Source organism: Scytonema hofmannii PCC 7110 (assembly GCF_000346485.2).
Lineage (GTDB): Bacteria > Cyanobacteriota > Cyanobacteriia > Cyanobacteriales > Nostocaceae > Scytonema > Scytonema hofmannii.
The window spans coordinates 6,721,573-6,735,769 of sequence record NZ_KQ976354.1 but is presented as its reverse complement, the minus strand read 5'-3'; the positions used below and the strand labels follow the sequence as shown (position 1 = coordinate 6,735,769).

Genomic DNA, 14,197 nt, shown 5'->3' with positions numbered 1-14,197 from the left:
CAAGAATTCGTAGAGCGTGCGTAAGTCCTAACCTAATATCTCCTGTTCTATTCTTGATGCCAAATAGTAGAATTACTGTTAAGTTCATAATAATATATATAAACTTTATTTTATGTTTGGAATACACTTAGGTAAGGCTAAAGCCGATCTATAAGTATTAAACTGTATTTTATGGAATTGAGTTAACTAATTTTTCATAAAATGAAACAGTTAACCTATTTTTTACCTTGACAAAGGTATTATTACCTCAGTAAGATTTCTATTCTTCATTATACTTCCATTCTGAGACTTTATGATTTTCTGTATATTTCCGTAAAAACATTGATAATAGATCTTAAATTTGTCTCAAATATAACCTACCCGTTAAGTAAGTCAGCGCCAACAATCCTTACTGTTTGTAGTTGTGCTGTCTTCGCTAAGTACAACTACAAACGAAAACCAGATATTTTACATTTTGTTACACACGTTGCTTTTTTTTGCCGACTTACAACATTTATTGATAACCCTCAATAGTGTGACCAGCCGCAACTATTGCCTGTTTGATTGTCTCTTCCGAAGCTTTTGCTTCCACAGTTACAGTTTTGCCCTGGACATCAACATCTACTTTGGCATCTGGTTCCATAACTTGGATTGATTCGGTAATGGTTTCTGCACAACCCTGACAAGCAATCGTGGGGACCATTAATTTTAATGCCATAATTTACCTCTATTGGAAAATTTTGTTTTTTTCTTCGGCTTTAATTCTAAAAATTACAACCACGCTTACTCATCCTACCAAAGTAGTGAACAGTGACCAGTGAACGGTGGTCGCAAACTGAAACAAAATGCAAAAATATACCTGAGACAGGGTAAAGGATAAAGTATGAAATTTATACTACAATGTAGTATATAAGTTATACTTTTATTTTGACTTCACACTTCATACTTCATATTTGTAAGAGCCTATGTCAGTAATTCCCCAGTACCTCAGCGGTAACGAAATTCGCAAAACATTCCTCGACTTCTACGCTCAACGGGGACACCAAGTTCTTCCAAGTGCGTCTCTAGTGCCAGAAGATCCAACTGTTCTGCTGACGATCGCGGGGATGTTACCATTTAAACCTATATTTTTAGGTCAGCGTATACCTGAGTTCAAGCGTGCTACAACTTCTCAAAAATGCATTCGCACCAATGATATCGAAAATGTCGGACGCACCAAACGACACCATACGTTTTTTGAAATGTTGGGGAACTTCAGCTTTGGTGATTATTTTAAAGAACAAGCCATTGCTTGGGGTTGGGAGTTGTCAACAAAGGTGTTTAATTTGCCTCCCGAACATTTGGTGGTGAGTGTTTTTCGGGAAGATGACGAAGCTTTTGCTATCTGGCGCGATAAAATTGGAGTTCCTGAAGCACGCATTAAGCGCTTGGGAGAAGCTGATAACTTCTGGAATTCCGGTCCTACAGGTCCGTGCGGTCCCTGTTCGGAAATTTACTACGACTTCCACCCAGAACGGGGCGATGATAATATCGATTTAGAAGACGATACCCGGTTTATCGAGTTTTACAATCTCGTGTTCATGCAATACAACCGGGATGCGAACGGTCATTTAACTCCCCTGGCTAACAAGAACATTGATACGGGGATGGGTTTGGAGAGGATGGCTCAAATTCTCCAAGGAGTTCCCAACAACTACGAAACCGATTTGGTTTTCCCCATCATTAAAAAAGCAGCAGAAATTGCTGGGATTGATTACACAAAAGTTGATGAAGAAACTCAAGTTTCCCTGAAAGTGATAGGGGATCACATAAGGGCGATCGTTCACATGATAGCTGATGAAATCCGCGCTTCTAACGTGGGACGGGGTTATGTGTTGCGCCGCCTTATTCGTCGGGCTGTGCGTCATGGGCGATTGGTGGGAATTCAAGGTGAATTTACCACCCAGGTGGCTGAGGTTGCGATCGCTCTTTCTGAAGACGCTTACCCCAATTTGCGCCAGAGAGAAGCAGCGATTAAAGCAGAATTGCAAAGAGAAGAGTCTCGCTTCTTGAAAAATTTGGAACGTGGCGAAGAACTGCTTGGGGAAATTATTGCTGAAGTCAAAAGCCAAGGCAAAACTCAAATTAGCGGCGAAAGTGCTTTCACTTTGTACGATACCTATGGTTTCCCTGTAGAACTGACATCTGAAATTGCTGCTGAGAACAACCTCACAATTGATGAGGCGGGTTTTGAGGTAGAAATGGAAAAGCAAAAACAACGTGGAAGAGACGCCCACGAAACCATCGATCTCACCGTACAGGGTTCTCTCGATCAACTCGCCGAACACATCCACGTAACAGAATTTTTGGGCTACACCCAAAGCGCTGCAACATCAAAAGTTGAAGTGTTGTTAATAGGTGGCGTCTCGGAAGAGGAAGCAGAAGCAGGAATAGAGGTACAAATTGTTCTCGACCAAACTCCATTTTATGCTGAGTCGGGGGGACAAATTGGCGATCGCGGTTATATATCTGGTGATGGGATTCTCGTGACGATTCACGATGTGAAGAAAGAATCGGATTTCTTTGTTCACTTCGGACAGATTGAACGGGGAACTCTCCGAGTTGGGGATACAGTCATGGCTCAAATCGATCCTGCTTGTCGCCGTCGCGTCCAAGCTAACCATACTGCAACTCACCTGTTACAAGCAGCGTTGAAGAAAGTTGTTGATGAGGGAATCTCTCAAGCAGGTTCGCTGGTATCCTTTGATAGATTGCGGTTTGATTTTAACTGTTCGCGTCCTGTCACACTAGAGGAGTTGCAGCAAGTTGAGGAAGTCATTAATATTTGGATTGGTGAAGCTCACTCTGCTAAAGTGGAAACTCTGTCCTTAGCTGAAGCAAAAGCAAGGGGTGCTGTTGCGATGTTCGGCGAAAAGTACGGCGAACAAGTGCGGGTGATTGATTTCCCTGGTGTTTCCATGGAACTGTGCGGCGGAACTCATGTTAGCAATACTTCAGAAATCGGTGTTTTCAAAATTATCTCTGAATCTGGTGTGGCTTCCGGAGTGCGGCGGATTGAAGCTGTGTCTGGTGCTGCAATTTTAGAGTACCTGAACGTTCGGGATAAAGTTGTTAAGGATTTGAGCGATCGCTTCAAGGTAAAACCTGAAGAACTACCAGATAGAATTACCACTCTGCAAAACGAACTGAAAACTGCTCAGAAGGAATTAGAAACACTCAAGTCACAGTTAGCGATCGCCAAATCTGATAGCTTGCTGGAAAAAGTTGAAGTTGTTGGCGAGTTTAAAGTTCTTGTTGCCAAGATGGAAGATGTCGATCCCGAATCTTTGAAAACAGTAGCGGAACGGTTGCTACAAAAACTTGGTAACGGTGCTGTTGTCTTGGGTTCTGTTCCAGAAGCAGATAAAGTTAGCTTAGTTGCAGCTTTTAGTTCGGAGGTGAATAAGAAAGGTTTGCAAGCTGGAAAATTTGTTGGTGCGATCGCTAAAATTTGTGGTGGAGGTGGTGGCGGGCGTCCGAACCTTGCACAAGCTGGTGGACGTGATGCTAGTAAATTGCCAGAAGCTTTGGAGACAGCAAAAGCTGAATTGTTGAAATTGCTCGTGGTTAGTTGTTAGTTGTTAGTAGCTAATTGCTAATGGTAGGGTTGGCATTAACCACCCTACTTTGCCAATCTAAAATCCCAAATCCCAAATCCAAAATGGTATAAAGGGGGTAAAAAAATGGGTCGCTTAAATCCCTTCTCACTACAAATGCAAATTACCCGAATGTTTGAACAGGGACAATCATTGTTTGCCATAACAAAAGTGCAGGAATGGTTGAAAGAACGCAATCAAAATCCGGCTGATTTTGATATTATTTTCCATCAAAAACCTGCACCTCCTGGTTCAAAAGAGGTCATGGTTGTTGAAATTGAGTTGCGTCGTAAAGACGGTACACCTGTAGATCCTTGGTTACAAGAACAAGCAAATCTTCATGCCTAGAAATTTCATGAAAATTATGATTTTTTTAGCCATTTTATGAAGTTAGTATGAATTTTATTGATAAAGAGTGTTCCCTTGCGGAATGCTCTTTATTTATCTTGAATTCCTGATTAGCCGATGACTAATAATATTATGTTCGGGTGAATATTTACACTACGAACACATTATTTTATAGTCCTTAACCGAGTATGATATAATCTCGCATCCTGTAATATCTAAATGATTAAAAAACCGCAGAGGCGCAGAGAGAGGAAAGAGAAATAATTTGGATATAAACTGATTTGATATAAAAAATGAGAAATGAGAAATGAAATTTAATCGCTCTTGGATTGTTGTACTTTGTTTATATCTAATACTCTTGGGTCTATTATCTCTTGCTGTGTATACAAAAATTATTCCATCTGGAGTTATAAAAAATACGTCTATAGATTTGTTCGGACACTTCATTTTAATAGGACTTATTTCTTATATAGCTCACTTATCTACAAAAAAATCTAAAATTATATTTTTTCAAATTCCCTTACCAATTGCACCAATTATAATTCTCTTTTTCTGTGGTATCGATGAAATCATAGAGAAATTTATATGGCGTCAAGGTATCGATGAGATTGATATTCTAGCCGACTTATGCGGTATTGTCTTTTTTACCTGGTTGGCAGAAATGACTGGTGTGAAAAAATCTTCAAAAGGGGAAAAACAAAACCAGTAATGATAAATTACAAACTCGCACATAACATAACTCCGTAATAACCTTTTAAGGAGTTCCTTTAGTAGGAAAGATTGGTGTTATTTTGTTTTTCCAACCAATCTTTACCCAAAACGATAGTCAGAGGCGAGTCAATGGTAATATTTGAGTCAAAGCTGTCTTCATCTTGCACGCGTACTTCTCCAAATCCTAAAGCAGTGCGAATTGCTTCAGCCCTGTCCCGATTTCCATTTCGGACAATAATGTAAGTTTTATCTAAGGGTTCCCGCCAAGGTTCAGGTATGTAAACGCTGGAGTAACCCACGATTTCTAGGGAGTGCATCAAATTTTGCAGACTTTCGCTGTCGCTAGCCGTGCAGTCTTTAATGACGACTTGTCGTTGAGTTGAGTCAGAGGTTTGCGGTGCGTTTATCACCTGCAAATTAAAATAGTCGGTCATCATTTTTTCAATCTGCTCGGTATTTGGTATCCAATAACTCGTTTTATACTCGTGATATGCGCTACCTCGACCCGGAAGCGTTAGTGTTTCCATATTAGAGTTACCTGTTTGCACTCCAAAACCAACAAGGGTAAATATCTCTTCCACTGTTAAATTGGTGTCAAGATGAGACCGAACAACATTGAGAATTTGGGGAAATCGTGCTAGTAAAGCAGGATTGAGGGTTTGCTCTGCTAGTGCTCGCATAACTATTTGCTGTCGCTCAACTCGACCAAGATCTCCACGTCCATCATTACGGAAACGCAACATTTGTAGCGTTTTGTCACCGTTAAGATGTTGTTTTCCTTTCTTTAAATTTATATATAAGTGTTGAGAATCATCTTTATACTTCATATCATAGGGAACGTCAACTGTGACGCCTCCCAAAGCATCAATTAACTTGTTAACTCCTAAAACGTTAATTCTGATATAGCGGTCAATTTCTACTCCGCCTAATAGTTCGCTGACAGTTTTGGCACTTAAAGCGGGTCCACCTACCACATTAGCTGCATTAATTTTAACAACACCATGCCCTTCTACAGAGACACGGGTATCTCTAGGAACAGAAAGAATAACTATTTTTTTTTCCTCTGGGTTGAGTCTGACCAAAAGCATGACATCTGAAAGACCGCTAAAGGAGTTAACTTGAGGTAAATAACCACGCTTTTTTGCTCCTGCAGGTGGGTTTTGAATATCTGTTGGGAGTACGCTCATCCCCATAACTAAAATATTGACAGGACGAGTTAACTCTGAAAATTTTAGCCCTTCTCCGGTGAGGCGATCGCTCTCAAAGACTTCTGCTTCCTTTGGAGTCAGCTTTGTCTGCATCAAAGGTGTGCTAGTCATAGAAACTGCAAGCAGCCCCCCTAATGTTGCGGAAACCAGTGCGATCGCACCCAACCCCAACCACAGCCACATCCAACGTGCATTGTTGGATTTGTCACTATAACCATTTTCTGCCACTAAAGGTTTTTTATCGATCACTCGCAGCCTCGCACTTACTTATGAAGGTTGGGGAATTTGCAGACTAAATATAAACTTATTAAGTTTGATATAACTATTTTAGCTTTATTTATATTTCTGCGATTAGTAGCTTTTCCTACTACTTTTTCAAAATAATTCTTTCTGGGCAAGATGGCTGACAAATAACTATGTAAATTCTGCTTTTTCAGCCCCTAACCCTCAATCTCCAGTCACTTTTAATTACAAGTGTTAAATAGACATAGGAGTGGAAAAGATGTAAGGGCGCAATGCCTTGCGCCCCTACCAAGACTTTCGGGTCATGCATAATTAATTTCTGGAGATGTCTAATATATTGTTTCTCGGTGACGTGCAATACACAAATGTAAAAAAGCGCTGTTTAAAGCATCTCTTCATAATTTTATTCCTCACAAGTTCCTCAAATTATTGTCATATAAAAAAACTATCAGGGGAGTGAGGCATTGCAAGCAGCGTTATCAATTCAAATGCTGCTCATCTAATTACCTAGTCCGATATTGTACATAGGGTGATTGGTTATGGTAAAGACTCAAGTAACGAAAGAATTATCTAATCAAGGCAAAATTAGTTCGGAATTTGCTCATCGCCTAAGCAAACTAAATCCGCATCAAGTCGTTCGCGTACTTGTGTTACTCAACTTGAAAAATAATATTAACCTACTCTCCAACTCTCAAAAATTTTCTGACAACCATATATCTGCTGTCAAAAATATCAGTAACATGGAAAAGCAGGCTATAAATGGTATTCATAAAATTCTTCAAGATAATGATGGAAAACTGTTAGCTGAGCATTTTAACTTACTAGGTTCCATCCCAATTGAAACAACTGTTAATGGGGTTTACGAGCTGGCTACACTGGATGCAGTCAAAGCTGTGATAGAGGATCAAGAAATTTATCCTCTTGAGTCAGTCAGCTTCTCATAGGTCATTGCCCAGGAATTTGACCGGGGGATGAATAGTTATACTGAGGAATGGATTGTTGCCAGCCCGAACTGCCATAGTTAGGAACAGTGGGATTGGCATAAGTGTTTGCATTACCTTGATTCGGAACGGAGTTATAGTAAGGCACAGGAGCAGGAGCCGATGGTATAGATGGTGTTTGCTGTGACACATTAGGTAATGCCGGACTACTGTTAACACTGCCATAGCCATTCCTACGTCTTGTTAGATCGACAAAGTCAGCCAACCGGCGATCGTCACGATTTGTATAAAAACTTTGGGGTTGATACAGTTGTGTTGGCTGAGTGTAATTTACACTAGATGAAGTAGAGTTTGGCATCTGATTTATTTGTGGCTGATTTGTCATACCGGGCTGCACATAACCTGTAGATGGAATGGTATTTTGTAGTTGATTTACAGGTAATGGCTGCGTATAATTTGTCCCTGGTAGAGAATTTTGCGGCAAAAGCCCTGTTTGTGCTTGCTGTGCATAACCCGTGCCAAGGTTAACATTTTGTGGTTGAGTAACTATTCCTGGTTGTATGTTGTATCCACTGCCAAAGTTAAGGTTTGACGGTTGGTTGATCGTTGATTGAGTAGAGCCAGTTTTTCCATATATGGAATTTTGCTGCTGATTTGTTAATGGTGGTTGAGTGTATCCCAATCCAGGTGGGGAATTGCTTCCACCCCCAATCCACCCGTTGCTAGGATTGAGATTCTGAACAGATGTACTGCTAATTGGTGATGTTAAGGAATTGAAGGGGTTAACTTGAGTTGAGGTGGTATTAACCTGACTAATCTGATTTTGGTTTGTTGATTTGTTAAGTGCTGTTTGTAGCGAGCTTTCTTGGGGTGTATTTTGCCTAACGTCAATTCCATTATTGAATCCAGTACCTAAACCCAAAGAAGTTTGTCCTACACTAGATTGAGAAGATGTTGGCTGACTTGCATCTCGGAAGTTACTAAACTTCAATAAAGTTTCTGCTTGTTCCAAAAAAGGATTTTCTATTTTATTAGTTGATGCGGAGTTACCCGATGTGTCCTCCGATTTTGATTTATTATTACTTGCGGAAGTCTGAGTTTGAGTGTTTAATCTCTCTAATAAAGTCTTGTTCTTATTTGCTGGATTTTGTTTGGGATTTTTTACTATTGGTAAGTTTGCTGGAACAGAATCATCAACCAAAAGGGGCAAATTATCAATATCAGCAGCAATAGCTTTGTCTTCTGGTGTCAGAGATGAGTTAGTAGCTTTGTTGGTATCAACCTTATTTTCTTGTCTGTTAGTCAAATCTGGTTGTACCCAATACTCTTTTATAACCAGCCCTACTACGGATAAAAAAATGGCTGTTCCCCAAAAACCAGGTCTCGCTAAGTTCCATAACCGGGCTTTGAAATAGCGTAAGTAGGCGGGAGGGTAGTGACGTTGTGGCATGATTGGTTAGTTGTTAGTGGTGTAGGACAGGCGTCTCGCCTGTCATCGTTTGTTGTTAGTTGTTAGTGGTGTAGGACAGGTGTCTCGCCTGTCATCGTTTGTTGTTAGTTGTTAGTGGTGTAGGACAGGCGAGACGCCTGTCATTGTTTGTTGTTAATGGTATGTCTTACGTTCGGCAGTATAAAAAATTACAAAAAAATATCTTACAGAAGTAGGACTTTCTACTTCTATGCTACTCGTTTTACGATGAGAAGTCATTCCAACACGGATGACTTTTGATTTTATTTTATCTTTGTGCTACCCGTGATAAGAGATATAAACCAATTCCCAATCCTACGAAATTTGACAACCAAGCAGCCATAAACGGAGAAAGAACAGCAGCTTCCCCCATTGCACCACTGATAAACCACAATAAATAGTAAGTGAAAATAACTATAATGCTAATACCAAAACTTGTTCCTCTACCAGTTCGTTGTGGTATTGTTCCCATCGCTGCACCTACCAATCCAAAAACAACACAGACAAAGGGTAAGGAGATTTTCTGTTGAATCCGAACTTGGAGTTTGCGAATTTTTTGCTCATCACCGCCCAAACGTTCAATTTCCAGTTGTTCCAAGGCTTGGGCTATGTTCATCTCACCATAATCTCGGCTTTTCTGTGCCAAATCCAACGCTGTACGCGGTAATTTCAGTTGTTGGCGTTCAAACCGTAGAATATTGCGGTATGAGCTATCTGAAGCAACTAGATAAATAGTCCCGTTGTAAAAATCCCATACATTCTGAGCCGGATTCCATTCCCCTGATTCTGAAACAACGATTTGATTCACCCCGTCTTGGGAACGGTCTAGAATGGTCAAACCTTTCATTTGTTTTCCATCAAATTCGTCCGCGTAGAACAAGCGTGTCAGGACTTTTTTCTTACTCCCATCCTCCTGCTTGATCTTTTGGTACTCTGGGTAGAAAAGATTTTGTCGCTTCACGATCGCAGGTTGGTCTGACTTTAATGCCTTATCTAAAATTTGAGATGCTTGGTAATTTGCTGCGGGTACAATTTGCTCGTTAAACAAAAATGATAATCCCGTGACTACAAAACTCAACATCACTGCAGTCAGTACCATGCGGTAAACACTCACCCCGCATCCACGTAAGGCTATCAGTTCGCTTTCACTGGAAAGACGACTGTAAGTCATCAAAGTAGCCAACAAAGTGGACATGGGGAAAGCATAGACGATGAAACCTGACATCTTCAGGAAGAAAATTTGAATGGCAATAGTCAATGGTAGCCCGGATTCAACTATCTTTCTGATTAATTCAAAGACAACATCAATTGAAACACCAATTGATGTAAATGCTCCTACGCCAAACAAAAATGGTGGTATTAATTCGCTGACCAGGTAACGATCCATGAGCGAAAAGGGTAACAGCGAATTGAATGTATAGAAAGACTTGATTTGTGCCATTTGTTAGTTGTTATTTGTTAGTTGTTATTTGTTATTTAAAGCTAACAATGACAATTTGGGATTGAGGAATCTAGTTTTCATCGAGTTACAAGAATCTAAAAGAGTAACTATTAAAATAAAAAAGAAAAATATGAGAAATTTAAATCTTTCTACACTTAACTATACCTGGAAATTATCTCCTAAATAGTACTGACGCACTAAAGGATTTTTGTAAAGTTCATCAGATGTGCCAGAAGCAAGAATCTGTCCTTCACGCATAATATAACCGCGATCTGTAATGGCAAGAGTTTCGCGGACATTATGGTCTGTAATTAGGATACCCATATTGCGATCGCTCAGTCGAGCCACAATTTCCTGAATTTCTGAGACGGCAATGGGATCGACTCCAGCAAACGGTTCATCTAAAAGTAAAAATGAGGGTCCTTCTTTTCCTGCAGCCAAAGCCCGTGCCAATTCCGTTCGGCGTCTTTCACCGCCAGAAAGTTGAATTCCTTTGCTTTTAGCGACTTTTTCCAAACGAAACTCTTGAAGTAACGTATCTAGTCTCCGCGTCCACTCCCAACGAGGCACATTAGTTTGTTCCAGTACCAACAAAATATTTTCCCGTACAGTGAGTTGACGAAAAATACTGGCTTCCTGTGCAAGATATCCAATGCCCAACCGCGCCCTTTTGTGCATTGGTAGTGGAGTCACATCTATTTTATCTAACCAGACCGTTCCCCGATCTGGCTTTTCCAAACCTGTCGCTATGTAAAAAGTCGTCGTTTTACCTGCGCCATTAGGACCGAGTAAACCAACGATTTCTCCTTGGGCAACCGAAATGTTGACGCGATTGACAATGACTCGCTTGCCATAAGATTTATGAACATTTTCTAAGACAATTTTCACTCTAAGGTTAGGGGGTAGGGGATAGGGGGTAGGGGGTAGGGGATAGGGGTGAATGACAAATGCCCAATGCCCAATGCCCAATTCCCATTATTAGTTAGGTTTCTTCAAAGGTGGTGTTGCAGGAGCAGGTGCAGTAGTTTGGTTGTTATCGTTAACGATATAAATGGATTCTACCTGACGACCCTGCTTGGGTGTAGCAACAAATCGTCCTTCGTCAATCAAATAAGTTACCGTCTCAGCTTTAATACTATTGCGTCCCTCTTGCAATACATAGACATTACCACTGAGAATAATCTGACGTTCGCGAGTAAAGTATTGTGCTTGCGCTGCGGTTGCTTGAATCCCTCGGGCTGGGTAGACGAGTTCTACATCACCGCGAACAGTTGCTACTTGTGTTTTCGAGTTATATTCTTGGACTTTGCCACGGATGTAGAGAGGACGGTTTTGCTGTGCAGAAGTTTGAGGCGTTTGTGCGGTAGCTGTTTGTACTTGACTGGGTAATGCGATCGCACTTGTGAGTGCAGCGCTCAGCAGCAAGGCTAATCCAGAATAGCGCATTTTCATTTGAGGCTGGTAGTGGGGCTTCATATAAGTTGGCAATTAGCTCGCCTGTTATTTTAATTCTCGCAAGTACTTCTCAAGAGAGATATAATACACAATTTGAACTACTCCTTGGATCGCTACTGGCTAAAGTTTTAGACGCTTTCTTGACTCTTTAAGTTTCTTGACAAAATTTTACAGACCGAGAGTGTCCCATGTCCCCCACTCCCTACTCCCTACTCCCCACTCCTTATTCTTATAATCCGGGGTAGAAGCGAGGTTTCCTCTTGACTCAAGTTAAAAGCGGCAATCTTTTCTAGCTGTGCTTGTTGTAATTTCGTCAGTAGTGCCGCACTCCGATCTAATAATTCGTCCACATCAATGTCGCCATAATCCGATGGGTAACGTCGCAGGCGATTGCTGCCTTCTCCAAGCAAAATCGCTGCTCCCCGTAAGTTATTGTTACCCAAATGATAGAGTGCTACCGCAATTTGCAGAATGCCTTGATAAAAAGTTTTTTCTGGCTCTGTTGCTTCAATCCACAAAGCCTCTAAAGTGTCATGGCAGTCATAATACTGCCCCGTATTAAACTGCTCTACACCTTGCCAAAACTCTTCGGGCATTCTTTCGTTCATAACACCCCCAAGGCGGAAACCCACGAAATTGAGTTTTGAAGCTCGGCGTAAAAACTCAATTGTCCTTCAGGCGTGGCAGGAAGCCGTAGCACCTTTAGGTGCTGTCCAATTTTCTTAATGTACATAATTGTAACCGTCCTTTTTGTGAATTGTTGTGCAATATTTGTAGCTAATTCCTTCCACAAGAGAATCTTTAGTTGAAATATTAAAACTTCCTGTTGCACGAGTTGCGATTCTACCAACATACTCACCAACTTTTTTACCTTTGGTGACAATGGCTTTTACTATGTCGCCAGTTTGAAATCCAAAGTGTATTTTTTTTCTTTCACAATGACGTATTGGAAATCCGTATTTGTTGGTTCTACAAGATTGTCTTGTGCCATGTCCACAAGCTTTAATTAACAACGGTTTAACTCCTTTAATTGTTAGTTTTTCTGGAGTGGACTTACCCACACACGCTGCATCAATCCAATGCGTTTTTTCTAGTTCTTGATTAGTTCGGTTGAACTTCGTTAATCCACCACTTCCTGTTTCTACCGGGTTACCAGTAGCTTTTAAAACTTCTAACAATCTAAATCTTGTTGAATTAACAGCAGCCGTATCAGCTAACGGTCTTTTAGCTTGTGCTAGAATTTCCTCTAGCCTCTCTGGGTCTTTTTTAAGAAAGTCTTTGATGTCTTTAGTCCCTTTTTTAGTATTACATTTCTCACAACTTAAGGTGAGATTCGTTATTGAGTTACCTCCTCCTTTAGCTCGACAATGAATATGCTCAATCTGTAAAGGTACATCTTTCTTGCCACAATAGGCACAACATCTTTTCCATTTTTCTAAAAGGTATTCTCTAGTTTCGTAACCTGCTAAAGTTCCTTGTTGGTACTCTTGACCACAGACTTCTGGATTTCGCATTAATTGAGTGTCAAACTTAACTAATTCTTGAGAAATCTCAGATATTAGTGCAAGTTTTCTTAACTTCTCAACCCATGTGTTAATGTTATGAACTCTGCTCATTAAACTTGGCGCTAACCATGTTCTCCGTTGTTTGGGAACTGGTTTTTTCTTGCCCTTTCTAAACCATTCGTGTTTTTGAGGTTGGCGATAACGGGTTTTGCGATTTCTTCTACTCCTACGTAATTGCCTTCTTGAAGTAAGGGATTCTCGAATTTGAAAACCTCTGTGCTGTAGTTCAGCAGCAAATACAACTTCTCCTGTTGCATCGTTAACTATTGCTAATCCAGTAGTTTTAGCACCAGGGTCAATCTTTAATCTTAGAGGTTGAACTGGGTTTTCAGTTTTGAAAGTGACTTTCAAAATGAGGGTAAATGGAAATTTCCGAAAGACTGCTGCTTTACCATTTCTTAAAAGTTGTCTTGCTTGTGCTGGATGAATCGGGTCAAGGGGTCTTTTTTCTGTATCTAAAACAAATACTTTGGACATAGTCCCTCCTTACGGGTAATGTTAGCTTTGACTTTGTTTACATCCGGTACTCTCCAAACAACACTGACTTTAAACCTTTACGTCTGTTTAATTGTTCGGTTTCAGAGCTTGGAACTAGCTTCGTATTCCAAGGTGAGAACTTTAACGCTTAATGTAAACCCAGCTTATTTAAGGCTGATAGTCTGGTAAGCTAGGCTTCGACTAGAACGAGTCTGGTCGAAGCCCACGGCTTAAAGCCGTGGGTTGCTTACGCCATGGTCTCTCTGATTTCTTTAATGGTGTCTAAAGAGATTTCTTGTTGTTCCCCAGCAAATTCATTGTCTGGAGTGAGAAATAGCATACAATGGCACTCTTTGCGCTCTCGCATTGGTACGCACGGACAATTCCAAAAAGTGGCTTTGACTTCGGCTTCTTTGTCTTCATAGTGGCGACAGGGACACAAGGGTGCTCCCAGTTCGTCTTTGTGCTTGGCAAGTCCTTCAATCACAACTGCAGTTACAGAAGGTTCAGAACAAAAGTAAGTGTCTGTGCGCTTTGCGTATTGTTCTGAAAAATGCCTCATTGCCTCCAAGCTGTGCTCGGTGGATTTTGTGTTAACCTCTGGTGACATCATCGGCTCGGCTACTCATAATTTAAACATTTCTTTGCATTGTACCGCAGCCAATGTAGGGTATTACTGGGGGTTATCCCCCGTCTTGAATCGAATGTTGAAGTTTTGAAAGATTT

13 protein-coding genes are annotated in these 14,197 nt (G+C 40.7%); 4 read left to right on the top strand and 9 right to left on the bottom strand.

Translation table 11 applies throughout. The annotated features are described in order from the left end of the window. Window positions 1–493: 493 nt before the first annotated feature. Window positions 494–697, bottom strand: a complete 204-nt coding sequence (locus WA1_RS28040) for a heavy-metal-associated domain-containing protein (RefSeq protein ID WP_017745728.1) — start codon at window positions 695–697, stop codon at window positions 494–496. A gap of 247 nt (window positions 698–944) precedes the next feature. Between WA1_RS28040 and alaS the strand changes: the two genes are divergently transcribed. The 3 genes from alaS (at window position 945) to WA1_RS28025 (ending at window position 4,671) form a co-directional block, all read left to right on the top strand. After that, a complete protein-coding gene (gene alaS / locus WA1_RS28035) occupies window positions 945–3,596 on the top strand; it encodes an alanine--tRNA ligase (RefSeq protein ID WP_017745727.1) in 2,652 nt (883 codons plus the stop codon). 105 nt (window positions 3,597–3,701) lie between these two features. Further along, on the top strand, window positions 3,702–3,962 hold the full coding sequence (locus WA1_RS28030) for a hypothetical protein (RefSeq protein ID WP_017745726.1): 261 nt from the start codon (window positions 3,702–3,704) through the stop codon (window positions 3,960–3,962). A 307-nt stretch (window positions 3,963–4,269) separates the two neighbouring features. Then, window positions 4,270–4,671, top strand: coding sequence for a hypothetical protein (locus tag WA1_RS28025; RefSeq protein WP_017745725.1), 402 nt, complete (start codon window positions 4,270–4,272; stop codon window positions 4,669–4,671). Between the two features lie 58 nt (window positions 4,672–4,729). Here WA1_RS28025 and WA1_RS28020 read toward each other — a convergent pair whose 3' ends face one another. Then, window positions 4,730–6,130 carry an LCP family protein gene (locus tag WA1_RS28020; RefSeq protein WP_017745724.1) on the bottom strand — a complete coding sequence of 467 codons (1,401 nt, stop codon included), beginning with the start codon at window positions 6,128–6,130 and terminating at the stop codon, window positions 4,730–4,732. A gap of 533 nt (window positions 6,131–6,663) precedes the next feature. On the opposite strand from WA1_RS28020, the gene WA1_RS28015 reads away from it, so the two are divergent. Further along, the gene (locus tag WA1_RS28015; protein ID WP_017745723.1) at window positions 6,664–7,068 is read left to right on the top strand and encodes a hypothetical protein; all 405 of its coding nucleotides are present in this window, start codon (window positions 6,664–6,666) and stop codon (window positions 7,066–7,068) included. A 1-nt stretch (window position 7,069) separates the two neighbouring features. Here the strand turns inward: WA1_RS28015 and WA1_RS28010 are convergent, their stop codons facing one another. The 7 genes from WA1_RS28010 to WA1_RS27980 all read right to left on the bottom strand — a co-directional run bounded on the left by WA1_RS28010 (window position 7,070) and on the right by WA1_RS27980 (window position 14,084). Further along, window positions 7,070–8,515, bottom strand: coding sequence for a hypothetical protein (locus WA1_RS28010; protein ID WP_017745722.1), 1,446 nt, complete (start codon window positions 8,513–8,515; stop codon window positions 7,070–7,072). Window positions 8,516–8,801: 286 nt separating this feature from the next. Next, complete coding sequence (locus WA1_RS28005) at window positions 8,802–9,974, bottom strand: LptF/LptG family permease (RefSeq protein WP_017745721.1); 1,173 nt, start codon at window positions 9,972–9,974, stop codon at window positions 8,802–8,804. Window positions 9,975–10,133: 159 nt separating this feature from the next. Next, window positions 10,134–10,862 (bottom strand): LPS export ABC transporter ATP-binding protein, encoded by a 729-nt coding sequence (gene lptB / locus WA1_RS28000; protein ID WP_026134919.1) that lies wholly within the window; start codon window positions 10,860–10,862, stop codon window positions 10,134–10,136. A gap of 90 nt (window positions 10,863–10,952) precedes the next feature. Continuing rightward, the gene (locus WA1_RS27995; protein WP_017745719.1) at window positions 10,953–11,450 is read right to left on the bottom strand and encodes an LptA/OstA family protein; all 498 of its coding nucleotides are present in this window, start codon (window positions 11,448–11,450) and stop codon (window positions 10,953–10,955) included. Window positions 11,451–11,638: 188 nt separating this feature from the next. Then, on the bottom strand, window positions 11,639–12,037 hold the full coding sequence (locus tag WA1_RS27990) for a DUF309 domain-containing protein (RefSeq protein ID WP_026134918.1): 399 nt from the start codon (window positions 12,035–12,037) through the stop codon (window positions 11,639–11,641). A 114-nt stretch (window positions 12,038–12,151) separates the two neighbouring features. Next, window positions 12,152–13,471: an RNA-guided endonuclease IscB gene (gene iscB / locus WA1_RS27985; protein WP_017745717.1), complete on the bottom strand. Its 1,320-nt coding sequence runs from the start codon at window positions 13,469–13,471 to the stop codon at window positions 12,152–12,154. A gap of 247 nt (window positions 13,472–13,718) precedes the next feature. Next, complete coding sequence (locus tag WA1_RS27980; RefSeq protein ID WP_026134917.1) at window positions 13,719–14,084, bottom strand: ferredoxin thioredoxin reductase catalytic beta subunit; 366 nt, start codon at window positions 14,082–14,084, stop codon at window positions 13,719–13,721. Window positions 14,085–14,197 lie beyond the last annotated feature (113 nt).

What these genes read in the sequence shown, in the direction of transcription:
- WA1_RS28015 (WP_017745723.1), top strand. Translation starts at nt 6,664, where the DNA reads ATGGTAAAGACTCAAGTAACGAAAGAATTATCTAATCAAGGCAAAATT.
- WA1_RS28025 (WP_017745725.1), top strand. Translation starts at nt 4,270, where the DNA reads ATGAAATTTAATCGCTCTTGGATTGTTGTACTTTGTTTATATCTAATA.
- WA1_RS28010 (WP_017745722.1), bottom strand. Translation starts at nt 8,515, where the DNA reads ATGCCACAACGTCACTACCCTCCCGCCTACTTACGCTATTTCAAAGCC.
- WA1_RS28030 (WP_017745726.1), top strand. Translation starts at nt 3,702, where the DNA reads ATGGGTCGCTTAAATCCCTTCTCACTACAAATGCAAATTACCCGAATG.
- iscB (WP_017745717.1), bottom strand. Translation starts at nt 13,471, where the DNA reads ATGTCCAAAGTATTTGTTTTAGATACAGAAAAAAGACCCCTTGACCCG.
- alaS (WP_017745727.1), top strand. Translation starts at nt 945, where the DNA reads ATGTCAGTAATTCCCCAGTACCTCAGCGGTAACGAAATTCGCAAAACA.
- WA1_RS28040 (WP_017745728.1), bottom strand. Translation starts at nt 697, where the DNA reads ATGGCATTAAAATTAATGGTCCCCACGATTGCTTGTCAGGGTTGTGCA.
- WA1_RS28005 (WP_017745721.1), bottom strand. Translation starts at nt 9,974, where the DNA reads ATGGCACAAATCAAGTCTTTCTATACATTCAATTCGCTGTTACCCTTT.
- WA1_RS27980 (WP_026134917.1), bottom strand. Translation starts at nt 14,084, where the DNA reads ATGATGTCACCAGAGGTTAACACAAAATCCACCGAGCACAGCTTGGAG.
- WA1_RS27990 (WP_026134918.1), bottom strand. Translation starts at nt 12,037, where the DNA reads ATGAACGAAAGAATGCCCGAAGAGTTTTGGCAAGGTGTAGAGCAGTTT.
- WA1_RS27995 (WP_017745719.1), bottom strand. Translation starts at nt 11,450, where the DNA reads ATGAAGCCCCACTACCAGCCTCAAATGAAAATGCGCTATTCTGGATTA.